The sequence below is a fragment of the Rhodoferax sp. genome, assembly GCF_014859475.1.
Lineage (GTDB): Bacteria > Pseudomonadota > Gammaproteobacteria > Burkholderiales > Burkholderiaceae_C > Rhodoferax.
Map to the genome: position 1 here is coordinate 1 of NZ_JACUUE010000015.1, position 20,795 is coordinate 20,795.

The 20,795-nt window shown below is 63.1% G+C and carries 22 protein-coding genes; 16 read left to right on the forward strand and 6 right to left on the reverse strand.

Translation table 11 applies throughout. The features are described 5' to 3' along the window. The first annotated feature begins 247 nt into the window (after nt 1–247). Complete coding sequence (gene deoC, locus IBX54_RS02630) at nt 248–1,048, forward strand: deoxyribose-phosphate aldolase (RefSeq protein ID WP_296541105.1); 801 nt, start codon at nt 248–250, stop codon at nt 1,046–1,048. Nucleotides 1,049–1,058: 10 nt separating this feature from the next. Continuing rightward, nucleotides 1,059–2,378: a thymidine phosphorylase gene (deoA, locus tag IBX54_RS02635; RefSeq protein ID WP_296541106.1), complete on the forward strand. Its 1,320-nt coding sequence runs from the start codon at nt 1,059–1,061 to the stop codon at nt 2,376–2,378. 149 nt (nt 2,379–2,527) lie between these two features. Here the strand turns inward: deoA and IBX54_RS02640 are convergent, their stop codons facing one another. The 3 genes from IBX54_RS02640 to IBX54_RS02650 all read right to left on the reverse strand — a co-directional run bounded on the left by IBX54_RS02640 (nt 2,528) and on the right by IBX54_RS02650 (nt 5,227). After that, nucleotides 2,528–2,935, reverse strand: a complete 408-nt coding sequence (locus IBX54_RS02640) for a YchJ family metal-binding protein (RefSeq protein ID WP_296541107.1) — start codon at nt 2,933–2,935, stop codon at nt 2,528–2,530. Beyond that, nucleotides 2,932–4,821, reverse strand: a complete 1,890-nt coding sequence (locus IBX54_RS02645; RefSeq protein WP_296541108.1) for a DUF4080 domain-containing protein — start codon at nt 4,819–4,821, stop codon at nt 2,932–2,934. The genes IBX54_RS02640 and IBX54_RS02645 overlap by 4 nt, the downstream gene beginning before the upstream one ends. Before the next feature lie 274 nt (nt 4,822–5,095). Continuing rightward, complete coding sequence (locus IBX54_RS02650) at nt 5,096–5,227, reverse strand: hypothetical protein (protein ID WP_296541109.1); 132 nt, start codon at nt 5,225–5,227, stop codon at nt 5,096–5,098. Between the two features lie 120 nt (nt 5,228–5,347). On the opposite strand from IBX54_RS02650, the gene IBX54_RS02655 reads away from it, so the two are divergent. Together IBX54_RS02655 and IBX54_RS02660 are read left to right on the forward strand one after the other, a co-directional pair. After that, nucleotides 5,348–5,728, forward strand: a complete 381-nt coding sequence (locus tag IBX54_RS02655; RefSeq protein WP_296541110.1) for a VOC family protein — start codon at nt 5,348–5,350, stop codon at nt 5,726–5,728. Nucleotides 5,729–5,753: 25 nt separating this feature from the next. Further along, nucleotides 5,754–6,515: a tRNA-uridine aminocarboxypropyltransferase gene (locus tag IBX54_RS02660; protein ID WP_296541111.1), complete on the forward strand. Its 762-nt coding sequence runs from the start codon at nt 5,754–5,756 to the stop codon at nt 6,513–6,515. Here the strand turns inward: IBX54_RS02660 and IBX54_RS02665 are convergent. Then, entirely contained in the window at nt 6,416–7,024 is a 609-nt protein-coding gene (locus IBX54_RS02665) for a hypothetical protein (protein WP_296541112.1), read from the reverse strand. The two genes, IBX54_RS02660 and IBX54_RS02665, sit on opposite strands and share 100 nt — an antisense overlap. 229 nt (nt 7,025–7,253) lie before the next feature. On the opposite strand from IBX54_RS02665, the gene IBX54_RS02670 reads away from it, so the two are divergent. The 8 genes from IBX54_RS02670 (at nt 7,254) to metW (ending at nt 13,898) form a co-directional block, all read left to right on the forward strand. Beyond that, a complete protein-coding gene (locus IBX54_RS02670; RefSeq protein WP_296541134.1) occupies nt 7,254–7,520 on the forward strand; it encodes a hypothetical protein in 267 nt (88 codons plus the stop codon). A gap of 10 nt (nt 7,521–7,530) precedes the next feature. Further along, nucleotides 7,531–7,683: a hypothetical protein gene (locus tag IBX54_RS02675; protein WP_296541113.1), complete on the forward strand. Its 153-nt coding sequence runs from the start codon at nt 7,531–7,533 to the stop codon at nt 7,681–7,683. Nucleotides 7,684–7,895: 212 nt separating this feature from the next. Further along, a complete protein-coding gene (locus IBX54_RS02680) occupies nt 7,896–8,609 on the forward strand; it encodes a glutathione S-transferase N-terminal domain-containing protein (protein ID WP_296541114.1) in 714 nt (237 codons plus the stop codon). Further along, entirely contained in the window at nt 8,606–9,382 is a 777-nt protein-coding gene (locus tag IBX54_RS02685) for a nucleotidyltransferase family protein (RefSeq protein WP_296541115.1), read from the forward strand. Before IBX54_RS02680 ends, IBX54_RS02685 begins: the two co-directional genes overlap by 4 nt. Then, on the forward strand, nt 9,375–10,793 hold the full coding sequence (locus IBX54_RS02690; RefSeq protein ID WP_367141797.1) for an aminopeptidase P N-terminal domain-containing protein: 1,419 nt from the start codon (nt 9,375–9,377) through the stop codon (nt 10,791–10,793). The genes IBX54_RS02685 and IBX54_RS02690 overlap by 8 nt, the downstream gene beginning before the upstream one ends. A gap of 13 nt (nt 10,794–10,806) precedes the next feature. Continuing rightward, nucleotides 10,807–12,102, forward strand: a complete 1,296-nt coding sequence (locus IBX54_RS02695; RefSeq protein ID WP_296541117.1) for an acetyl-CoA hydrolase/transferase C-terminal domain-containing protein — start codon at nt 10,807–10,809, stop codon at nt 12,100–12,102. 57 nt (nt 12,103–12,159) lie between these two features. Further along, nucleotides 12,160–13,308 carry a homoserine O-acetyltransferase gene (locus IBX54_RS02700; protein ID WP_296541118.1) on the forward strand — a complete coding sequence of 383 codons (1,149 nt, stop codon included), beginning with the start codon at nt 12,160–12,162 and terminating at the stop codon, nt 13,306–13,308. Further along, entirely contained in the window at nt 13,305–13,898 is a 594-nt protein-coding gene (metW, locus tag IBX54_RS02705; RefSeq protein ID WP_296541119.1) for a methionine biosynthesis protein MetW, read from the forward strand. The genes IBX54_RS02700 and metW overlap by 4 nt, the downstream gene beginning before the upstream one ends. 70 nt (nt 13,899–13,968) lie before the next feature. Here metW and IBX54_RS02710 read toward each other — a convergent pair whose 3' ends face one another. Further along, nucleotides 13,969–14,712, reverse strand: a complete 744-nt coding sequence (locus IBX54_RS02710; protein ID WP_296541120.1) for a 16S rRNA (uracil(1498)-N(3))-methyltransferase — start codon at nt 14,710–14,712, stop codon at nt 13,969–13,971. 102 nt (nt 14,713–14,814) lie between these two features. Between IBX54_RS02710 and IBX54_RS02715 the strand changes: the two genes are divergently transcribed. Both IBX54_RS02715 and IBX54_RS02720 read left to right on the forward strand, forming a co-directional pair. Then, the gene (locus tag IBX54_RS02715) at nt 14,815–15,168 is read left to right on the forward strand and encodes a hypothetical protein (RefSeq protein ID WP_296541121.1); all 354 of its coding nucleotides are present in this window, start codon (nt 14,815–14,817) and stop codon (nt 15,166–15,168) included. A 1-nt stretch (nt 15,169) separates the two neighbouring features. Beyond that, the gene (locus tag IBX54_RS02720; protein ID WP_296541122.1) at nt 15,170–15,826 is read left to right on the forward strand and encodes a zeta toxin family protein; all 657 of its coding nucleotides are present in this window, start codon (nt 15,170–15,172) and stop codon (nt 15,824–15,826) included. A 49-nt stretch (nt 15,827–15,875) separates the two neighbouring features. On the opposite strand, the gene IBX54_RS02725 is transcribed toward IBX54_RS02720, so the two are convergent. Next, the gene (locus tag IBX54_RS02725; protein WP_296541123.1) at nt 15,876–16,961 is read right to left on the reverse strand and encodes a phosphotransferase; all 1,086 of its coding nucleotides are present in this window, start codon (nt 16,959–16,961) and stop codon (nt 15,876–15,878) included. Between the two features lie 71 nt (nt 16,962–17,032). Here IBX54_RS02725 and IBX54_RS02730 point away from each other — a divergent pair, with 71 nt between their 5' ends. Continuing rightward, nucleotides 17,033–19,426, forward strand: coding sequence for an LPS-assembly protein LptD (locus IBX54_RS02730; protein WP_296541124.1), 2,394 nt, complete (start codon nt 17,033–17,035; stop codon nt 19,424–19,426). 6 nt (nt 19,427–19,432) lie between these two features. After that, nucleotides 19,433–20,785: a peptidylprolyl isomerase gene (locus tag IBX54_RS02735; RefSeq protein WP_296541125.1), complete on the forward strand. Its 1,353-nt coding sequence runs from the start codon at nt 19,433–19,435 to the stop codon at nt 20,783–20,785. Nucleotides 20,786–20,795: the final 10 nt, after the last annotated feature.

Here is a 20,795-nt window from a genome sequence, read left to right on the forward strand (position 1 = left end):
TGTGCGGTATCGGGCCGATACGGGAGGCTCGCAGTGACGAAGTCTCTGTTCAAGGCCCGTGTGCGGTATCGGGCCGATACGGGAGGCTCGCAGTGACGAAGTCTCTGTTCAAGGTCCGTGTGCGGTATCGGGCCGGGTACGGATGGCTCGCAGTGACGATGTCGCTGTGCAAGGTCCATGTGCGGTATCGTGCCGGATTCGGCAGGCTCGCATTGACAATGCTCTTTTCCTTTTTTACAACGCTCGCATGAATATGCCTTTGCCAACCCAATGGCCAAACCACCCACAGGCCAGTGCCCGCCTCGCCCTGGCCTGCCTCGACCTGACCAGCCTGAACACCTCAGACACCGAGGTCGACATTGCGGCCCTGTGCCAGCGCGCGCAAAGCCCGTTTGGCCCGGTGGCGGCAGTGTGTGTCTGGCCGCGCCTGGCAGCGTTCGCCCGGGCACATTTGCCAGCAACGATTGGCGTGGCGGCCGTAGCCAACTTCCCGCACGGCCACGCTGACGTGGATGCCGCCGTGCTTGATGCGGCGCAGATCGTGCAAGCCGGCGCGCAGGAAGTTGACGTGGTGCTGCCCTACCGCAGCCTGATGGCCGGTGACGAACGCGCCGTGGCTGCGCTGCTGAATGCCGTGCGCCGGGCCTGCCCCGGCTTGCTGCTGAAAGTGATTCTGGAAACCGGCGAACTCAAGACAGCGGCGCTGATTGCCCGCGCCTGCCAATTGAGCCTGGACGCCGGCGCCGATTTTTTGAAAACCAGCACCGGCAAAACCCCGGTCAGCGCCACGCTGGAAGCCGCACGCGTCATGCTCGGCACCATTGCCGCCAGCCCCACTGTAAAAAACCGCGTCGGCTTCAAGGCATCCGGCGGCATTCGCACCGTGGCCGAAGCCGCCGCCTACCTGGCCCTGACGCAAGAACTGTTCGGCGCCCAAGCCCTGACACCGCAGCGCTTTCGCATCGGCGCCAGCAGCCTGCTGAACGACATCGAGGCGGTGCTGTCTGGCGCCGCCGCGCCCAACAACGCACCACCGAGCGCTTACTGAACAACGCACCATGCTGGCACAAGAAATCATCCGCATCAAACGCGACGGCCAGACGCTGGCGCGCGCCCACATCGACGCTTTTGTGCGTGGCCTGGTGGATGGCTCCTGGAGCGAAGGCCAGGCCGCCGCGCTGGCTATGGCCATGTTTCTCAAGGGTATGAGCCGTGCTGAGACGGTGGACCTGACCCTGGCCATGACCCATTCCGGACTCGTGATGGACTGGCGCGCGGCCAACTTGAACGGTCCGGTGCTCGACAAACATTCCACCGGCGGTGTCGGTGACAAGGTGAGCCTGATGCTGGCCCCCATCGTGGCGGCCTGCGGCGGCGTGGTGCCGATGATCTCGGGCCGTGGCCTGGGCCACACCGGCGGCACGCTCGACAAGCTGGCCAGCATTCCCGGCTACCAGTGTGCGCCAGACCTGCCCACGCTTCACGGTGCCTTAAAAAGTGCCGGCTGCGCCATCATCGGCCAGACGGCTGAGCTGGCACCGGCCGACCGCAGGCTGTACGCCATTCGCGATGTCACGGCCACGGTCGAGTCGGTGCCTTTGATCACCGCCAGCATCCTGTCAAAAAAACTTGCCGCCGGCCTGCAGGCGCTGGTGATGGACGTGAAAGTGGGCAACGGCGCCTTTGCCGACTCACTACCCATGGCCACCGCCCTGGCCGAATCGCTGGTGCAAGTGGCCAATGGTGCCGGGCTACCCACGCGTGCCTGGCTCACCGACATGAACCAGGTGCTGGGCAGCACTTGCGGCAACGCGCTCGAAGTGCTGGAGGCTGTGGAATTTTTGCGTGGCGACGTTTTGGACCCGCGTTTGCTTAAAGTCACGCGCACCTTGTCCGCCGAACTGCTGGTGATGGGCGGCCTGGCTATCGACGCGGCCCAGGCACTGCAACAGGTCGATGATGCCCTGCACAGTGGCCGCGCGCTGGGCCAATTTGCGCGCATGGTCGCAGCCTTGGGCGGCCCGGCGGACTTCTGCGAGCGCCCCGGCCATTACCTGCCCACCGCGCCGGTTCAATTACCAGTGCTGGCGCCGCGCAGCGGTTTTGTCACTGGCACGGCCACGCGCGACATCGGTCTGGTGGTGGTGGAACTCGGCGGCGGCAGGCGCCGGGCCAGCGACACCATCGACGCACGGGTTGGCTTGAGCCAATTTGCCCAAATCGGCGAGTCAGTGCAGGCAGGCGAGGTGCTGGCCATCGTGCACGGCGCCGACGCTGGCACCGCCGAGCGCGCCCGACAGACGCTGCTGGCCAAGGTGCACATCAGCGATCAGGCCCCTGCGCTGCCCCCGGTTCTGATGAAACGGATCAGCGACTAACTGGCCTTGAAGCAACCCATAAACATGAAACATTGCGAGCCAGCAGAATCGGCCCGATACCGCACACGGACCTTGAATCGTCATCGCGAGCGAAGCGTGGCGATCCATGCAGTCGGGGGTCATGGATTGCGTCACCGTGTACGACGCGCTCAATCCGGCGCCTGCTGCTCGCCGTCAATGTACAGCCAGCGCCCGTCTTCACGCACAAAGCGGCTGATTTCGTGCATGCGCCCACCGCGGCCGTTTTCACGGTAACGCGCCACAAACTCCACCACGCCCACATCACCCGTGGCCAGGGCGTGGCGCACTTCCAGGCCCAGCCATTTGAGCGGCGGCAGTTGCAGTTCGCCGGGCGACGTGGACGGGTGCCAGGTGGCCAGCAGGTAGTCAAGCAGGCCCAGCCCGTAGGCGCTGTAACGCGAGCGCATCAGCACCTCGGGCGTGGGCGCGTGCACGCCTTGCATAAACCCGGCGTGCCACGGGCCGCAACACTCGCCATAGGGCAGACCGCTGTCGCAGGGGCAGGCGGCGCGGTCGGCCAGGGCGTTCTTTTTCATGACGGCAATGGTAACGGGGTGGGCACGCGGTGGCGTTCCTGGCGCGTGGCCAGCGTGCGACCGGCCTTGGCCGGTGACGCAGTCCGCCGCGGCAACAAGCCTTGCAGCGCCTTGGGGTTGGCCCGCGCGCCACTGGCCAGGTAGTCTGCCAGCAAGGCCTGACGCACCAAGACTGGCGACTGGCTTGCGCTGAGGTAGTCAAACAAGGCGTCCACCAGCGCTTCAGGCGTCAGCCGGTGCGTGCTGCCCTGGCGCTGCCACATCCAGTCTGAGAACGCCATGAAACACCAGAACGGCGTCGCTCCAACGCTGCCATCGATCGGTGGCGGGTGCAGCAACAGCGGCAGCGTCCGCGCAAAACGCCCCGAGTTGGCCAGCAGCTCCCAGTAGCGTGCCAGGCGGCCAAAACGCTGCAGCGTAGCGGCATCAACCACACCGGTGCGCTGCACGGTGTAGGGTGGCTCAGTTGCGTAAACCATGCCATGACTTGCGCTGTGGCGGGCAATCGGCGCGCCGCGCAGGCGCTTCAGAATGCCAAGCTGGAGCTCATGCGGGCCAATCGCCAGCAGCCGGTCGAAGCCATCGGCAAAACTTTGCAGCGTTTCACCCGGCAGGCCAAAGATTAAATCAATATGCAGGTGCGCGTGGGTGTGCGCCAGCAGCCAGCGCAGGTTGGCCTCGGTGGCGTCGTTGTCCTGTCGCCTTGAGATGGTTTGCTGCACCGCGAGGTTGAAGGTTTGCACACCGACTTCGAGCTGCAGCACACCCGGCGGGAACTGCGCCAGCATGGCCCGAAGACGATCGGGCAGGTGGTCTGGGATGACTTCAAAATGCAAAAAGAGGTTTTGGCTGTCATTGCGAGCGCAGCGCGGCAATCCATGACTTTCAGGGTGCATGGACTGCCGCGCTACGCTTTCCATGAACACCCCCGTCATTGCGAACGAAGTGACGCAATCCATGACCCCGGACTGCATGGACTGCCGCGCTACGCTCGCAGTGACGAAGTCTCTGTTCAAGGTCCGTGTGCGGTATCGGGCCGGGTACGGATGGCTCGCAGTGACGGGGTCCGGTGCAAGGTCAGAGTGCGGTTCAGGCGCCCGTGTAGGCTCGCTCGCAATGACATCCAGAAAAAATTGCAAAACTCGCACCGAGTGCTCAATTTTCAAATTGAAGGTCCGATCGACAAACTTGAAGGTGCGCGCGCCGCGCTGGTACAAAACATCCAGCGCCGCCAGCACCCGGTCCAGCTCAAAACCCCAGGCGGTCTTGTCGAGTGCGCTCAGGCAAAACTCGCACTTGAACGGGCAACCGCGCGAGCCCTCCACGTAGAGCAGGCGGTGCGCCAGGTCGGCATCGCTGTATTCGCCGTAGGGCAACTCAATATCAGCCAGCGGCGGCTGCTCGCCGGGAATGATTTTCATGAGCGGCTGCGGGCCGTCCAGCAGCGCGCGGCACAGCTTGGCAAAACTCACATCGCCCCAGCCGGTGATCACATGGTCAGCCAGGTGCGTGATGGCTTGCTGATCGGTCTCATGGCTCACCTCCGGTCCGCCCAGCACGATTTTCAGGTCGGGCCGCGCGGCCTTGAGCAGACGGATCACCTCGGTGGTTTGCGTCACGTTCCAGATGTACACGCCAAAGCCCACAACCTGCACGCCGCCAGGTGTTTCAGCCGATGGCGCCGGCCCCAGCGTGGCCAGCAGGTCCGCCACCACCTCGGGCGCCGGTCGTGAAATCGTGCACTCGCGCAACTCCGCTTGCGCGCGCAACCCCACGCCGCTGTGCCGGTCGAGATTGGCCAGCAGGTAGCGCAAGCCCAGCGAGGCATGGATGTAGCGCGCATTGAGCGTAGCCAGGACGATGCGAGGGAAAGTGGTGCGTGTCATGCCAATGCGTCGGCCAATGTGGGTGAGTGAGCCGTGAAAGGCGGAATATGTGTGCGTAAATTATGGATTCAATGGCCGGAAATTATGGAATCAAGGGGCAAAGTTATGTGGGTACATGTTGCGCGAGAATGCGCAGCTGAACCAGCCACCTCACCCAACACCCATGAAAATCGACGAAGACACCGTCGCGGTTCAGCGCATTTTTGGGCACCACCAGCCCGTCGATCGGCCCCAGCGCCACGGTGGGCTAACCGGGCGTCATGCACGGTGCGGCTCACACGGCCAGAAACTCGTCCCAGCTGGCGGGTGGCTGACCGGATTCAAAGGTGTCCTGGATGCTCGACTTGAAGGCCTCATAGTCCAGTGACACCGCCTTGATCTCAAACTGCGAAAGCAGCAATTTCATTTAACCCACTCCAACAACGACCCATAGGTTATCGCCGTGCAAGCCATGCGCCCAACGCCGCCATCCATTACCATCGCCCGTTCCCATTTCGCCCGTGTCCGGGCCCCTACGGAGAAATTTATGTTCAGTCATGTGATGCTTGGTACCAACGACCTCGAGGTTTCGAAGAAGTTTTACGACGCGGTGCTTGGCACACTTGGCATTGGCCCGGGGGTGGCCAACAAGAACCGCTATTTCTACCGCAGCCCCAGCGGCTCGTTTGCCATCACCACGCCGGTCAATGGCGAGCCCGCGACCCACGGCAATGGCAGCACCATCGGGTTCAACGCAGCGTCCGCCGAACAAGTGGATGCCTTCCACGCCGCCGGTGTTGCCAACGGCGGCACCACCTGTGAAGACCCACCGGGCTTTCGCGAAGGCGGGGCGGTCAAGCTCTACCTGGCTTACCTGCGTGACCCCGACGGCAACAAGCTGTGCGCCTTGTACCGGCCTGCCAAATAGCCGCGAGCGCGCTGGCGCTGAACCCATGACCCACACCCCCCACGCGGTTTTCCGCTTGCGCACGGCCCGCCTGGCGCGCGCCGTCAAACCGTTTCGCGCCCGCGGTGGCCCCAGCGAGCGTTGCCCCGGCTGCCGGGTGATGCACAGCCACTGCCTGTGCGCCTTGCGCCCGAGCGTGCCCACGCGCGCCGGCATGTGCCTGCTGATGGCCGACATCGAGCCGCTCAAGCCCAGCAACACCGGCTGGCTGATTGCTGATGTGGTGGCGGACACCTTCGCCTTTGGCTGGGCTCGCACTTCAGTTGACCCGGCCCTGCTGGTGCTGTTGGCCGACCCGCAATGGCAGCCCTATGTGGTGTTCCCCGGCGAGTTTGTGGCGCCCGAGCGGCTGGTTACCGCGCTGCTGCCCGACGCTGCCAGCGATGGGCAGCAAGCCAAGCGCCCGCTGTTTGTGTTGCTGGACGCCACCTGGAGCGAGGCCGGCAAGATGTTTCGCAAAAGCCCCTACCTGAACCAGTTTCCAGTGCTAAGTTTGCACCCTGAGCAAATCTCCAACTACCGCCTGCGCCACTCCAGTCGCGCCGACCACTTTTGCACCTCCGAGGTCGGCGCCCTGTGCCTGGCCCTGGCCGGCGAGCCACACGCGGCCGAGGTGCTGGACGCCTATCTGGATGTGTTCACCGACCACTACCTGCAGGCCAAAAACCAGCAGCCGGTGGACCGGGAAGATGCGGCGCACCTGCGCCTGCGGGGCCTCTTGCGCCTGCAGCAGCACCAACTCGGGTAGGCCAATCGCCTGCGCACCGTGGCGCAAAGGAAAACGCTCGGTGCCGGGGTAAACCACGTAGCGCTGCGCAATTTGCAGGTCGTCACAAGCCACCGCAAAGCCGCGCTCGGGGCTGGGCGCCGACGAGCGCTTGATCTCGATGGCAATGCCGGGTTGGCCACGCCCAGCGCGCTGGCAATGCGCGCCTGGTTCAGCACGCCGCCCTGGTTGTGCGCCAGCATGGTCCACAAGCGGCCGATGGTCTCGGCAGGCAGGCGCGGAGCAAACATGGGCACATCACGCTCCAGATAGCTGCGGATGAAATCACGCCGCCAGTCCAGGCTCTGGCGGTCGTCAGGGCTGAGCAGGCTGTCGGGAAAACCGCCGCGTAACCAGTGCGTGTTGTCTGCGATGCCGGCAGGGGTGAGCTCGGCCGTGTTGAGCGGGGGAATATCGAGGTAGGCCACACGCCCGGACAGCGTCTCGCTGCTTTGGCGCATCAAGTCCAGCGCGGCCGACCCCAGCAACAAAAATTGCCCACTGCGTCGGCCGGCCAGTCGCTGGCGATTTGCCTGGCAAGCGTGGTTTTACCCACCTGGCGCGGCCCCAGCAGCACAACCGCGGGGTTTTGCTGCAACTTTTGGCGGACGACTGTTTCGGCTTGGCGCTTTATCATCATTGAACTTTTAACTTCAAATGTTGATTTTTCAATGTATTTTTGTCGCGATACTGCAGCAGGAGCGGGCGACAATCGACCCCATGACCCAACACCAGAATCCTCCCATCGAATTGAATCCACCGGCGCTGTGCGATGCCTGCGCCGGCATCCAGCGCAACTGGCGTCGCGCCCCCGGCCACGCCGAACTGATGCAGGGCAAGAACCGAAAAGAAGAGCGGCGGGGCGGCCTGGTCACCGTCACCCGTTACGTGTGTGAACGCTGCGCCGCGGTCTGGGACTACGAGAACGACAAGAACAATACCCACGCCGGATGGTCTTTGCTGGGTCACCTGGACCCCGCTCGCTGAACTTGCCGTCGTGAACACGCGCCTCGGCCTCGACGCCAAGGCCATCACCCTCATGGCGCTGCTGTGCGCCGTCTGGGGCATGCTGACCATAACCAACTCAATCAGCGTGAAGCCTGCCTGTGTGTGTTTTGCCCTTGACTCTGTTGTGGTGGCGTGCATTTGATGCTGCGCGGTGGGTGGTAGCCTGGGTGTGCAAAACAACCGTGCGTGGTTTTCAATTGCTCTATCCTGAAAAGTCTATCGGGTATCCAATTCAAGCGCAGGGCAAGGATGACACGGCCGCCGCTTCTTGCGCCAGCGCGTCTGCTGTGTGGCGCACAAGCCCTAAACTCAAGTCTTTGTTGAACAGATTCAGCACCACACCAAGGAATCAACATGCCCGACCTCGCCCGCTTTGCCGTCACCCGCAAATGGCCTGCCCGGCAGCCGGACCGGCTGCAGCTTTACTCGCTGCCCACGCCCAACGGGGTCAAGGTCTCAATCATGCTGGAAGAATGCGGCCTGCCTTATGAGGCGCATCTGGTCAGTTTCGAGACCCGTGACCAGCTCTCGCCAGAGTTCATCGCCACTTTTCCCAACAACAAGATTCCGGCCATCCTCGACCCCAACGGCCCTGGTGGTGAGCCACTGGCGCTGTTCGAGTCGGGTGCCATTTTGCTGTACCTGGCCGAAAAGTCCGGGCAATTCCTGCCGCTTGACGCAGCGGCGCGCTACCAGACCATTCAATGGTTGATGTTCCAGATGGGCGGCATTGGCCCCATGTTTGGCCAGCTGGGTTTCTTCACGATTTTTGCCGGCAAGGACTTCGAGGACAAACGCCCGCGCGACCGCTACGCAGCCGAGTCCAGACGCCTGCTGGGCGTGCTGAACCAGCGCCTGGAGCACCGTGCCTGGGTCATGGGTGATGACTACACCATTGCCGACATCGCCATATTTCCGTGGGTGCGCAACCTGATCGAGCGCTACCACGCGAGCGATCTGGTGGGCATCTCTGACTTTGCCCATGTGACGCGGGCGCTGGCGGCGTTTGTGGCGCGGCCCGCCGTGCAGCGTGGGCTGCTGGTGCCGCAGCGCCCCCCTGGTTCATGAACCCCTTGGCGCCTGCAAGCCCGGCCCGCGCCATGCTGTTGGCTGCGGGCCGGGGCGAGCGCATGCGCCCGCTCACCGACGCCTGCCCCAAGCCGCTGCTGGTGGTGCACGGCAAGCCGCTGATGCAGTGGCACCTGGAAGCACTGGCGCGCAGTGGCTGCCGACAAGTGGTGGTCAATACCGATTGGCTGGGGGAGCAAATCGTTGCGCAATTCGGCGACCCATTTGGGCCTGAAACTGCGTCTGATCAACTTGACCTGGCCCTGCGCTACTCGCACGAAGGGCACGACTTTGGCGGCGCGCTGGAAACCGCCGGCGGCATTGTGCGCGCGCTGCCACTGCTGGACGAGGTGTTCTGGGTGCTGGCGGCCGATGTGTTCACGCCCGGCTTTGAATTCAGTCAGGCTGCGCTCGATCGTTTTGCTGCCAGCGACCTGCTGGCCCACTTGTGGCTGGTGCCCAACCCGGCGCACAACCCGGCTGGCGACTTTGGCCTGCAGGTTGCAGCGGATGGCGCTCTGGCGCTGGCGCTGAATTTGAGCCAAGGCGACCCGCGCCCGCGCCACACCTTTTCCACCATCGGCCTGTACCGCCGCGCCCTGTTCGAGCCGCCCTGGTGCGACATCGCTGCAGGCAACCCGCAAGGCCTCAAGGCCCCGCTGGCACCGCTGTTGCGCCGCGCCATGGACCACGGCCGGGTGTCGGCCGAGTTGTATCAGGGCCCCTGGACCGATGTGGGCACACCGCAGAGGCTGGCCGAACTCAATGTCTAATCTCACCCATCAAGAAATCGCCATGAACACCAACGCCATTTACGCCCAGCGCCGCGCCCAGCTTGCCCAAAAAATTGGCGCAGGCGGCATTGCCATCATCCCCACCGCAGCCGAGCAGCAGCGCAACCGCGACAGCGATTTTCCGTACCGCCATGACAGCTATTTTTATTACCTGACCGGTTTTACCGAACCCAAGGCCTGGCTGGTGGTGACGGGTGATGGCCGCAGCACGCTGTTTTGCCAGCCCAAGGACACCGAGCGCGAAATCTGGGACGGCTACCGGCTCGGCCCCACGGCCGCGCCTGCGCAGTTGGGGCTGGAGGCGGCCTATTCCGAGACCGAACTCGATGCCCAGTTGCCCGGCCTGATCGACGGCCGCGATGCCGTGTGGTTCCCGTTTGCCACCCACAAAGGGCTGGAGACGCGTATCGACGGCTGGCTGGGCGCCCTGCGCGCCCGCGTGCGTTTTGGGGCGCTGTGCCCGAAAACGCAGCACGACCTGTGCGGCCTGCTCGACGAGATGCGCTTGGTCAAAGATGCCCATGAGCAAGCCACCATGCTGCGCGCCGGCCAAATCAGCGGCGCCGCCCACATCCGCGCCATGCAGCTCAGCGCCAACATGCTGCGCGCCGGCCAGGAGGTGCGCGAATACCACCTTGAAGCCGAACTGCTGCACGAGTTTCGCCGCAATGGCGCGCAGTCGCCCGCCTACGGCTCCATCGTGGCCGCTGGCGCCAACGCCTGCGTGCTGCACTACCGCGCCGACCGCGGTCTGGTCCAAAGCGGCGAACTGGTGCTGATCGATGCCGCCTGCGAGCTCGACGGTTATGCCTCGGACATCACCCGCACTTTCCCGGCCAATGGCGTTTTTACCGGCCCGCAGCGCACGCTGTATGAGCTGGTGCTGGCCTCGCAAGAGGCGGCAATAGCCGCCACCAAAGCCGGTGCGCGCTTTACCGACCCGCACGACGCCGCCGTCAAAGTGCTGGCGCAAGGCATGCTTGATGTGGGCTTGCTCGACAAAAACAAGGTCGGCAGCCTGGACGACGTGATTGAAAAGCGTGCCTACTTTCAGTTTTACATGCACCGCACCGGCCACTGGATCGGCATGGACGTGCACGACTGCGGCGACTACACCGAGCCCAGTGAAATTGGCCAGGTGAGCACGCGCCAGGATGCGCTCACTGGCGGCACCATCAAAGACCGCCCGGCGCGCATTTTGCGAGCCGGCATGGCGCTCACCATCGAGCCCGGCATCTACGTGCGCCCGGCCGACGGTGTACCCGAGCACTTCCACCACATCGGCATCCGCATCGAAGACGACGCCATCGTCACGGACAATGGCTGCGCGCTGCTGACCCGCTCCGTGCCGGTGGGCGTGAGCGAGATCGAGGCGCTGATGCGCAGTTAACCCGAGAGCAAACATGTCATTCCAAACCCAATACCAAAGCAAACGCGTCACTGCTGAAAACGCCATCGATCAATTGCGCAACGGTGACTTCATTGTTGTACCCACCGGGGTTGGCGAGCCGCCCACACTGCTGACGGCCCTATCGGCGCAGCGGCACCGCTTCCACGACATCAAGGTGGCGCAGATTCTGGCGGTGCGCAAGTTTGATTACTTCGACCCCGACACCGCAGACCATGTGCGCCACGTGGCTTTCTTCTTTGGTAGCGCGTCGCGTGCAGGCGGGCAACAAGGCTCTGTCGATTTCATTCCCTGCAGTTTTTCCGACATCCCGGTCATGATCCAGCGCGGCCAGATTCCGGCTGATGTGGTTTTTTCAATGGCCTCGCCGATGGATGAAAAGGGCTTTTTCTCGCTCAGCCTGGGGGCCGACTACACCATGGCCGCGGTGGCGAAGGCGCGCGCCATCGTGCTCGAAGTCAACCCCAACGTGCCGTTTACTCACGGTAACTGCCATGTTCATGTTTCGCAAGTGAGCGCCTTGGTGGAGAGCAGCGAGCCGGTGCTGGAAGTCGGTTTGCCAAAAATCGGCCCGGTGCAACAGGCCATCGGCAAGTACGTGGCCGACATGATCGACGACGGCTCGACCCTGCAGATTGGTTATGGCGGCATTCCCGATGCGGTGGTGATGCAATTGGCGGGCAAGCACGACCTGGGCATCCACACCGAGATGATCGGCGACGGCATTCTGACGCTGATCGAAAGCGGCGCCATCACCAACCGCAAAAAGAACTACCTGCCCGGCAAGATGGTGGCCACCTTCGCGCTGGGCTCCAAAAAACTGTACCAGTTCATGGAGCGCAACCCGATGCTGGAGATGCACCCGGCCGACTTCACCAACGACCCGTACCTGGCCGGACAAAACGACAAGCTGGTGTCGATCAATGCCACGCTGCAGATAGACTTGCTGGGCCAGTGCGGCTCGGAAAGCCTGGGGCCAATGCCCTATTCGGGCAGCGGTGGTCAGGTGGACTTTGTGCGCGCCGCCAATCGCTCGCAGGGCGGCAAGTCATTCATCGTGCTGCCCGCCACCGCCAAGAACGACACCCTGACGCGCATCGTGCCCACGCTGACACCAGGCGCCCATGTCACCACCAGCAAAAACGACATCAATTACGTGGTCACCGAATTCGGCGTGGCCCAGTTGCGCGGCAAATCGGCCAGGCAGCGCGCCCAGGAAATGATCGCCATTGCGCACCCGGATTTCCGCGCCGAACTGACCGAAGGCGCGCGCCGGTTGAACCTGCTGTAGCGCTTCGTTGCGGGGTGGCGCGCACCTTATACTCAAAGCGAGCCCTTCCCACAGCCTATGAACGTCACGCCCCAGTCCATGCATTTTGCCGCCGCCTTGCCTTTGCAAAGCGGCGCTTCGATTCGGGCCTACGAGCTCAGCTTTGAGACCTACGGCACGCTCAATGCCGACAAATCCAATGCCGTGCTGGTGTGCCACGCGCTGAACGCCTCGCACCATGTGGCCGGCACTTATGCGGGCCAGGACAAGTCCGAGGGCTGGTGGCACAACATGATCGGGCCGGGCAAGGCGCTCGATACCGAGCAGTTTTTTGTCATTGGCGTCAACAACCTCGGCTCGTGTTTTGGCTCCACCGGCCCGATGCATACCCACCCCGACACCGGGCGTGTTTATGGCGCTGATTTTCCGGTGGTCACGGTCGAAGACTGGGTCAACGCGCAAGCACGGCTGCTCGACGGCTTGGGCATCAAGACTTTGGCCGCAGTGATGGGCGGCAGCCTGGGCGGCATGCAGGCGCTGAGCTGGGCGCTGCAGTACCCGGAGCGCGTGCGCCACGCGGTGGTGATTGCCAGCGCACCCAACCTGACGGCAGAAAACATTGCCTTCAACGAAGTGGCCCGGCGCGCCATTCAGACCGACCCCGATTTTCATGGCGGCAATTTTTATGCGCAGGGCACGGTGCCCAAGCGCGGCCTGCGCATTGCCCGCATGATTGGCCACATCACCTACCTCAGCGACGACGTGATGAACGAAAAGTTTGGCCGCCAGCTGATTGCCAGCAGCCAAAGCGAACAAGACCGTAACTTCTTTTACAGCACGCTGGAGGCCGAGTTCCAGATCGAGAGCTACCTGCGTTACCAGGGCGACAAGTTTGCCGAATACTTTGACGCCAACACCTACCTGCTGATCACCCGCGCGCTCGACTACTTTGACCCGGCACGGCGTTTTAATGGCAACCTGAGCCTGGCGCTGGCGCGGGCCACGTCCAAGTTCCTGCTGGTGAGCTTTACCACCGACTGGCGCTTTGCCCCCAAGCGCAGCCGTGAAATCGTCAAGGCGCTGCTCGACAACAAGCGCGACGTGAGTTACGCCGAGATCAACGCCCCCCATGGGCACGACGCCTTTTTGCTCGACGACGCGCGCTACATGGGCGTTATCCGCTCCTACTTCAACAACGTGGTCAACCCGTCCGGGGAGGCCGCATGAGCGCCAATGCCAAGGTCAGCGCCACCCAACTGGCCATTGCCGAGCTGGTGCCGCCAGGCTCGCGCGTGCTTGACCTGGGCTGCGGCAACGGCGCCATGCTGGCGCATTTGATTGCAGCGCGCGGTTGCAGCGGTTACGGCATTGAGATCGACGACGCCAATGTGCAGGCCTGCGTCAAGCGTGGTGTCAACGTGATCCAGCTCAACCTTGACGAAGGCTTGTCCACCTTCGAGGACGCCAGCTTTGACGTGGTGCTGCAAGTTGACACCCTGCAACACCTGCGCAACGCCGAAGTGATGTTGCTCGAAACGGTGCGTGTGGGCCGCCTGGGCATTGTGGCCTTCCCCAATTTTGCCCACTGGCCGAACCGCCTGAGCGTGCTCACCGGGCGCATGCCGGTGACCAAGCGCCTGCCCTACCAGTGGTTTGACACGCCCAACATCCGCGTCGGCACGCACGCCGACCTGGGCGTGCTGGCCAGCCGCAACCGGCTGCTGGTGCAAGACAGCTTTGGCCTGCAAAACGGCAAAGTGGTGCGCCTGCTGCCCAACTTGCTGGCCGGCACCTCGGTGTACACGCTGTCGCGCTGACGTACGCCGATTGTGGGGCGGACTTCAGTGCGCCGGGTCGACTGCAGTTGATCCTACAGGGCCTTGAAACTCAGATCAGCAAGGCAGCCAATGCCGCAATGGCCGCGGTTTCTGCGCGCAGCACGCGCGGCCCCAGCGTGATCGGGGCAAAGCCCTGGGCCAGCGCCGCGTCTTCCTCCGCCGAGCTCAAGCCGCCTTCGGGGCCTGACAAAAACGTGATGGCCGACGCTGTGTGATGGGCAGCTTCGCGCAGCCCCACCGACTCGACTCGCAAGGTCAGCAGCAGGCGCTGTGGCTGCGCCGCATCCTGCGGGTTCTGCGCCTTGAGCCACTGCGCCAGTGTCATCACCGCATGCACGCGGGGCACCCGGTTACCACCGCACTGCTCGCAGGCCGCCACCGCCACGCTTTGCCAATGTGCCTGTTTCTTGTCGGCGCGCTCGCCGGTCAAGCGCAACACGCTGCGCTCAGTCATCAGCGGCTGGATGCTGGCCACGCCCAGCTCAGAGGCTTTTTCCACCAGCCAGTCCATGCGCTCGTTGGCCGGCATGCCGACCGCCAGGTGCACCTGCAGGGCGGCTTCGCGCTCCACCGCGGTGTGCGCGCCCACCTGCACCTGCACATGGCTGCGGCCCATCTGCGTGACGGTGGCTTCATATTCGCCGCCTGAACCGGGCACATCCGGCCCGCCGTTAAACAAGGTGATCACATCACCAGGCTGCAGGCGCAGCACCTGCACATGGCGCGCGGCGCTGGCGGGCAAGTCCAGCAGATCGCCGGGGGTCAGGGGAGTGGGGCAGTAAAAACGGGGCATGAGGGGCTGGATAATAGCGCCTTAACCCACCCAGCCCAAAGCGGACACAGTATTGCCAAACACATCCAAAATGGCGCAAAATGCGCCATAAAGGAGAATACCATGTCCCAATCCAGCGCTGCATTTGCATCCGTCAAACTCCCCGCCACGTTGGTGGCGCAAGCCCGAATGGCTGCGCAACTCATGCGCCGCTCTGTCGCGGGCCAGGTGGAATACTGGGCCACGCTGGGCCGCATTGTGGAACACAGCGGACTTACCGCCCAAGAAGCCCAAACAGCCATAGCCAACTATGAGACCGCTGCACGCCGTGCCCGTCCAGATGCAGTGAATAACCCAGCACAGGCAGACGCACTGCTCGCCCAATTCCTGGCCCCAGAGGCCGACGGCAGCCTGGCGCAGCGAGTGCGCGAAGTGGTGGCCACCAACCGTAGCAAAGCCGTGGGCGTGGCCACCTGACATGGCGCAAACCAAACCCGTCACGCAAGGCCAGCCGCCGAATAAACCCGTCTTCTACCTGCTGGCCGGGCCCAACGGCGCTGGCAAGTCCACTTTGTACAAAGCGCTGGTGCTGACAGGCGCCATTCCTGACGCAGCCGAGTTTGTGAACGCGGATTTGTATGAAGCCGAGCACCTGCAGCACATTGCCCAACCACAGGTCCGCTCAGAACAAGCACGCCTTTGGGCAAATGCCCGCCGGGCGGCATTGCTTGAAGCGGGCCAATCTTTTGTGAGTGAAACCGTGTTCTCGCACACATCCAAACTGGCCCTGATTGAAGAAGCCCAGGCGCAAGGCTTTTTCGTCATGCTGTTGGTGGTGGCGCTGGACCAGCCTGCACACCTGCTGGCGCGGGTAGCACAGCGCGTGGCGGAGGGCGGGCACCCGGTGCCTGTGGAGCGCATATTGGCGCGCTACCCGCGCACGCTGGCCAACCTGACCCAAGCGGTGCGACTGGCCGACGCCGCCGTTTTGTACGACTCGCAAGACGTTACACCGGGAACACACACTGCGGTGGCAATCTGCAAGGGAGCTTGGACAAAAGAGCTGATGCAGCGCCTGCCGCAATGGGCGCAGCAAATTTTGGCCCGCGATTTGCCATTGGTCGGGCGAGCCTGACTGGCCGGCCAAAATCCGACGCACATCGTCATCCGGCATGGCTTTGCGCTTATTGCCGCCCAAACCCAAACACATTGGGCATCTCGATGCCTTCCACCTTCTCCACCAGCCGCAACAGCGCTTTGAGCTCGCGGTAGCGCGCGCAGGTGGCGCGAATGTAGGTGATGAAGCGCGGCGTGTCGGCCAGGTACTGGGGCTTGCCGTCGCGCAACGTGAGGCGGGCAAAGATGCCAGCCACCTTGAGGTGGCGCTGCAGGCCCATCCACTCCACACCGCGGTAGAACTCGCCGAAGTCATCGCCCACCGGCAGGCCGGCCTTGCGCGCTTTTTCCCAGTAACGAATGGTGACATCCAGGCAAAAATCTTCGTCCCAGCTCAGGAAGGCGTCGCGCATCAGGCTGGCAATGTCGTAGGTGATTGGGCCGTGCACGGCGTCCTGGAAGTCGAGCACGCCCAAAGGGTCAGCGGCCGTTTTCCCTGCCATCAGGTTACGCGGCATGAAGTCGCGGTGCACAAAAACGCTGGGCCAGCGCAGGTTCTGGCGGATGATCTCCTCAAAACTCTGGTCGAGCGTCTGGCGCATGGCATCGTCCAAGACCACGCCCTTGTGCTGGCTGATGTACCAATCAGGAAACAATTCCAGCTCGCGGCGCAGCAGCGCTTCGTCATAGGGCGGCAGCACGCCGGCTTGGGAGCTCAGTTGCCAGGCAATGAGCGCGTCCACCGCCTGCAGATACAGCGGCAAATTGGCTTGGGGGTCATCGCGGTTGATGACCTGCATCATGGTCTGCGCGCCCAGATCGGTCAGCAGCATGAAGCCCAGCGGCTCGTCCCAGGCCAGCACCTGCGGCGCGCACACACCGGCGGCATGCATCAGGGCGGCCACCTTGACGAAGGGCGCGCTGTTTTCCTTGTCCGGCGGCGCGTCCATGATGATGCGACTGCCGTCCTGGGCGTCGATGCGGAAATAACGCCGGAAACTGGCGTCGGCCGAGGCCAGGCGCAGGCTCTCAATCTGCAAGCCGTGTTTTGCGGCGATGCCTGTCAGCCAGCGGGTGAATTGATCAGCGCGGACGGCGTCGCTCCAGGCGATGGCTGGGTTGACGGGGGTTTGGGGGGGAATGTCGTGGCTCATGGATAATCCATTCTACAAATTTGACCACCGATCCACCGCGCCCACTTCATGCCCGTTACGCCTTTCATTTCATGCGCGCCGTCCCAATGCGTTTTTTGATGCTCGATGCGTCTGCGTCAAGGCCGCGTGGTCACGTGGGCCCGCTGCGTCTCAGTGTGCTGGCCGCGCTGCTGCAGGCAACGCTGGTGGCCGCCCAGCAGGCGCCTGATGAATCCCTGAATTTAAAAATGAGTCCGGTTTTGCAGGAGCAGATTTCCGCCGAAGCGCGCGCCCGCCTGCCCAGTTTTGTCGCTGCCGAGCGCATCACCGGACGCCCTGATCTGGAAACGGTGCTCGAAGGCAAGGCCGTTTTGCGCCGCGGCGATACCGTGATCAAGGCAGACCGCCTGGAATATGACCAGACCACGGAGCTGGCCATAGCCCGTGGCAACGTGCTGATCAACCGGGCGGGCAACGTGTATGAAGGCCCGTTGCTGGAACTGCGGATGGATACCTTTGCCGGCTTCTTCGATCAGCCCAGCTACCATTTTTTGCTCAACAAGGCCCATGGCCAGGCCGACCGGGTTGATTTTCTGGACGCGCAGCGGGCGGTGATCCACAACGCCACCTTTACCACCTGCCCCCGATTACCCGGCCCGAGCTGGATGCCTGACTGGATTTTGAAGGCCAGCACCATCAACCTCGACCAGGAAGAAGATGTGGGCACCGCCACGGGCGCCTTGCTAAGCTTCAAGGGCGTGCCGCTGTTGCCGGTGCCCTACATCAGTTTTCCGCTGAGCGACCAGCGCAAATCGGGCGTGATGCCGCCCAGCATCGGGCTCGACACCGTGAACGGCTCTGAAGTGTCGGTGCCCTACTACTGGAATATTGCGCCCAACTTTGATGCCACCCTCACGCCCACGCTGATGAGCAAGCGCGGGGTGAATCTGGGCACCGAATTCCGCTACCTTGAAAGAAGTTTTTCAGGCACTGCCCGGTTTGACTGGATGCCCGCTGACCAGTTACGCGATGCCAACCGCTGGGCGGCCAAACTGAACCACCAGGGGCGCATCGACAGTGGCTGGACCAACAACGGCGCGGCCTTGAGCCTGAGCCTGAACCGGGTCAGCGACGACAATTACTGGCGCGATTTCTCCAGCACCGACGACTCGCTCACGCAGCGCCTGCTGGCCAACGATGCCACCCTGTCGTGGGGCAACGGCGCCTGGAGCAACTCGGTGCGCACACTCAAGTGGCAAACCCTGCAAGACGACACAGCACCCATCGTGCCGCCCTACGACCGACTGCCGCAGCTCAGCACCAGCTACGCCCGCAACAATCTGGCGGGTTTCAACTACGCGTTCAATGCCGACTACACCCGTTTCCAATCCGACACCAGCCGCACCAACCAAGCCAATGGCCAGCGCGCTTTTGGCGTGATGCAGGCCAGTTACCCGATGAAAAATGCGGCCGGCTACCTGACACCCAAATTGCAGTTGCACGCCACACAATACCAGTTCGAGATGCCACTAACGAACGGGAACACATCGGCCAACCGGCTGCTGCCAACCTTCAGCCTCGACAGCGGCCTGGTGTTTGAGCGCGACACCCGCTTGTTCGGCCGCAACCTGCGCCAGACCTTGGAGCCGCGGGCCTTTTATGTCTTCACGCCCTATCGCGACCAAAGCTTTCTGCCTAACTACGACTCGGGCGCCAACGACTTCAATTTATCCACTATCTTTGCCGACAACGCTTTCGTCGGTAACGACCGCATCTCTGACAGCAATTTGCTCACACTGGGCGTGACCTCGCGTTTTCTGGACCCCGCCACCGGCGCCGAGGCGGCCCGTGTCGGCGTGGCCCAGCGCATGCTGTTCCGCGATCAAAAGGTCACCCTGCGACCGATCGATCCGCCTTTGGCGGAAGGATTCAGTGACATGTTGTTCTCCGGCGCCGTCAACTGGGACCCGCGCTGGGGTTTTGACGGCACGGTGCAGTTCAACCCCTCGACCAACCAGTCGGTGCGCTCGACGCTGGGAGCGCGTTACAGCCCTGGCAGCTACCGCACCGTCTCAGCGGCCTACCGTTTTCAGCGGGAATCCAGCGAACAGCTTGACCTTCGCTGGCAGTGGCCAGTCAATGACTTGTGGGGTGATCGCGGCCAGAATCTGTCTCCGGGCCAGGGGCAGGGTGAAGGTCGCTGGTACAGTGTCGGGCGACTCAATTACAGCCTCAATGAAAAACAACTGGTCAACGGGATACTGGGGTTTGAGTACGATGCAGGTTGCTGGTTGGGGCGCATTGTGCTCGAGCGACTGCAAACCAGCAGCACCAGCGCAACCCAGAGCATCATGTTCCAGTTGGAATTTGTGGGTTTCTCCAAGCTGGGGGTGGATCCGCTCAAGTCGCTCAAAGAGAATATTCCCAGCTACCAGCCACTGCGTGTGCCCGCTGCCATGCCCAGCCGTTTCAGCAATTACGATTGAACCATCATGAATGTTCGCAATAACTTTTTGTCTGTCGCCATCCTGGCTGCTGTGCTTGGCTTGCCAGCGCAGGCCCAGGGCTTGCGCCTGCCGCCCGATGCGGCCGCCGCCGCCGCCGCCAACGAGCCGGCCACCGCCGACTTTATTGTGGCGGTGGTCAACTCGGAGCCGATCACCAACACGGAAATACAGCGAGAAGTGCAACGCATCCTGCAGCAACTGGCTGTGCAACAGCGTCCATTGCCCGACCGCCAGCGCCTCTCAAGCGAAGTGCTGGAACGCCTGATCAACCAGAAAATCCAGCTCCAACTGGCGCGCGAAATCGGTATTCGGGTGGAAGAGTCGGCCATTGACCAGTCTGAACAAGCCATTGCGGCACAAAACCAGCTCGATCTGGCCACGCTGCGGCGCAGGGTGGAGGCTGATGGCCTGAGCGCGAGCCAGTTCCGGGCCCAGTTGCGCGACCAAATCATGTTGCAACGTCTGCGCGAACGTGAACTCACGCCACGGGTGCGCGTCTCGGAGCTTGACATCGATGCCTATTTGCAAGAGCAGCAGAGCGCACAGAATGTGAGTCAGATGAACATCAATCTGGCTCACATTTTGATCGCTGTGCCTGAAAACGCCACGGCCGATCAGGTGCAAAGCCTGCAGGCGCAGGCGCGCAAGGCCCAGGAGCGCGCGCGCGCCGGCGAAGACTTTGCGCTGTTGGTACGCGAGTTGTCCGAGCCTTCGGCGCAGTCCAAAGGCGGTCAACTGGGTCTGCGCAGCGCCGACCGCTACCCAGCCCTGTTTGTAGAGGCAACGCGTGATCTGCCGCAAGGTGCCGTCTCGGATGTGGTGCGCTCGCCGGCAGGTTTCCATGTTTTGAAGGTCGTTGAGAAAGCCAGTGCGGGTTTGCCCGCCATGGCCGTGACGCAAAGCCATGCGCGCCACATCCTGCTGCTGCCCTCAGCACAACAGAGTGAGGCCCAGGCCCGCGCGCGTTTGCTGGAGCTCAAAGGGCAGCTGCAAAGCGGGCGCGCCGATTTTGCCGCGCTGGCGCGCGAATACTCCCAGGATGGCAGCGCAGCGCAAGGCGGCGATCTGGGCTGGGCCAACCCGGGCATGTTTGTGCCGGAGTTTGAAGATGTGATGAACCGGCTGGCGCCGGGTGAGGTCAGTGAGCCGTTGCTGTCACGCTTTGGCATGCACCTGATCCAGTTGCTGGACCGGCGCCAGGTCAGCCTGAGCCAGGCCGAGCAGCGCGAAGCGGTGCGCGCGCTGTTGCGCGAGAAAAAATTCGATGAAACACTGCGCACCTGGATGCAGGAGCAGCGCGGGCGCGCCTACGTCGAATTGCGCGAAACGCCACTCTGACAGTCGCCCC

What these genes read in the sequence shown, in the direction of transcription:
- deoC (WP_296541105.1), top strand. Translation starts at nt 248, where the DNA reads ATGAATATGCCTTTGCCAACCCAATGGCCAAACCACCCACAGGCCAGT.
- deoA (WP_296541106.1), top strand. Translation starts at nt 1,059, where the DNA reads ATGCTGGCACAAGAAATCATCCGCATCAAACGCGACGGCCAGACGCTG.
- IBX54_RS02640 (WP_296541107.1), bottom strand. Translation starts at nt 2,935, where the DNA reads ATGAAAAAGAACGCCCTGGCCGACCGCGCCGCCTGCCCCTGCGACAGC.
- IBX54_RS02645 (WP_296541108.1), bottom strand. Translation starts at nt 4,821, where the DNA reads ATGACACGCACCACTTTCCCTCGCATCGTCCTGGCTACGCTCAATGCG.
- IBX54_RS02650 (WP_296541109.1), bottom strand. Translation starts at nt 5,227, where the DNA reads ATGAAATTGCTGCTTTCGCAGTTTGAGATCAAGGCGGTGTCACTGGAC.
- IBX54_RS02655 (WP_296541110.1), top strand. Translation starts at nt 5,348, where the DNA reads ATGTTCAGTCATGTGATGCTTGGTACCAACGACCTCGAGGTTTCGAAG.
- IBX54_RS02660 (WP_296541111.1), top strand. Translation starts at nt 5,754, where the DNA reads ATGACCCACACCCCCCACGCGGTTTTCCGCTTGCGCACGGCCCGCCTG.
- IBX54_RS02670 (WP_296541134.1), top strand. Translation starts at nt 7,254, where the DNA reads ATGACCCAACACCAGAATCCTCCCATCGAATTGAATCCACCGGCGCTG.
- IBX54_RS02680 (WP_296541114.1), top strand. Translation starts at nt 7,896, where the DNA reads ATGCCCGACCTCGCCCGCTTTGCCGTCACCCGCAAATGGCCTGCCCGG.
- IBX54_RS02685 (WP_296541115.1), top strand. Translation starts at nt 8,606, where the DNA reads ATGAACCCCTTGGCGCCTGCAAGCCCGGCCCGCGCCATGCTGTTGGCT.
- IBX54_RS02690 (WP_367141797.1), top strand. Translation starts at nt 9,375, where the DNA reads ATGTCTAATCTCACCCATCAAGAAATCGCCATGAACACCAACGCCATT.
- IBX54_RS02695 (WP_296541117.1), top strand. Translation starts at nt 10,807, where the DNA reads ATGTCATTCCAAACCCAATACCAAAGCAAACGCGTCACTGCTGAAAAC.
- IBX54_RS02700 (WP_296541118.1), top strand. Translation starts at nt 12,160, where the DNA reads ATGAACGTCACGCCCCAGTCCATGCATTTTGCCGCCGCCTTGCCTTTG.
- metW (WP_296541119.1), top strand. Translation starts at nt 13,305, where the DNA reads ATGAGCGCCAATGCCAAGGTCAGCGCCACCCAACTGGCCATTGCCGAG.
- IBX54_RS02710 (WP_296541120.1), bottom strand. Translation starts at nt 14,712, where the DNA reads ATGCCCCGTTTTTACTGCCCCACTCCCCTGACCCCCGGCGATCTGCTG.
- IBX54_RS02715 (WP_296541121.1), top strand. Translation starts at nt 14,815, where the DNA reads ATGTCCCAATCCAGCGCTGCATTTGCATCCGTCAAACTCCCCGCCACG.
- IBX54_RS02720 (WP_296541122.1), top strand. Translation starts at nt 15,170, where the DNA reads ATGGCGCAAACCAAACCCGTCACGCAAGGCCAGCCGCCGAATAAACCC.
- IBX54_RS02725 (WP_296541123.1), bottom strand. Translation starts at nt 16,961, where the DNA reads ATGAGCCACGACATTCCCCCCCAAACCCCCGTCAACCCAGCCATCGCC.
- IBX54_RS02730 (WP_296541124.1), top strand. Translation starts at nt 17,033, where the DNA reads ATGCGCGCCGTCCCAATGCGTTTTTTGATGCTCGATGCGTCTGCGTCA.
- IBX54_RS02735 (WP_296541125.1), top strand. Translation starts at nt 19,433, where the DNA reads ATGAATGTTCGCAATAACTTTTTGTCTGTCGCCATCCTGGCTGCTGTG.